Raw genomic sequence first — 929 nt, forward strand, 5'->3', positions numbered from 1 at the left:
CACGCGCTGGGCATGGAGGTCACCGTGCTGGAGAAGTCCCCCACCCCGCTGTGCGGACCGCTGGGCGCCCAGCTGGGGGCGGTCGTGGCCGGGCTGCACGAGGCCGCCGGGGTCGAGCTGGTCTGCGGGGCCGACATCGCCGACTTCACCCGCACCGACGGATCCGTCAGCGCGGTGCACCTGGCCGACGGGCGGGTGCTGCCCGCCGACGTCGTGGTCGTGGGCATCGGGGCGATCCCCAACACCGGGTGGCTGGAAGGCTCCGGGATCGAGCTGGGCAACGGTGTGGTCTGCGACGCGGTGGGGGGCACCAGCCTCCCGGGGGTCGTCGCGGTCGGTGACTGCGCCGCCTGGTGGGAGCCGGTCACCGGCCGCCACCAGCGGGTGGAGCACTGGACGGGGGCCGCCCAGCGCCCGGGCGTGGCCGTGTCCGCGTTGCTGGGCGCTGACCCGGCGACCCTGCCGGCCGTGAAGCCCCCCTACTTCTGGTCCGACCAGTACGGCACCCGCCTGCAGTTCGCCGGCGACGCCTCCCGCGCCGATCGGGTGGCCTACGAGCACGGCGGCCCCGGCGAGGACTCCCTGCTGGCCGTCTACTACGCCGGGGAGGAACCGGTCGCGGTGCTGGGCTGGAACCAGATCAAGCTCTTCGGCCGCTGGCGCAAGACCCTGGAGAAGATCGCCGCTGCCGCCCGCACCCCTGCCCCGCCGCACGAGGCGGCCCAGTCCGTGGCCGCCGCTGTCGCCGCCGCGTCCTCGGCCGCCGCCGCCGCCACCGCCGCCTCCCCGGTCGGGGCATGAAACCGTTCCACCCGCCCCACCCGTTCCGCAGTACGTCGTAAGGAGTTCGTGTTGTCGACCAATGTTGTCTCGGAGTCCCTGATCTCCACCCTGCCCGGATCCAGCTACGTGGACGAGGCCGTCTTCCG

At 74.1% G+C, this 929-nt stretch carries 1 protein-coding gene; it reads left to right on the forward strand.

All coding sequences use genetic code 11. The features are described from left to right. The coding region (locus tag GMA12_RS18160; RefSeq protein WP_162460053.1) for an FAD-dependent oxidoreductase at positions 1-801 on the forward strand (801 nt) is incomplete at its 5' end. Positions 802-929 lie beyond the last annotated feature (128 nt).

The sequence above is a fragment of the Kocuria sediminis genome (assembly GCF_009735315.1).
Classification (GTDB): domain Bacteria; phylum Actinomycetota; class Actinomycetes; order Actinomycetales; family Micrococcaceae; genus Kocuria; species Kocuria turfanensis.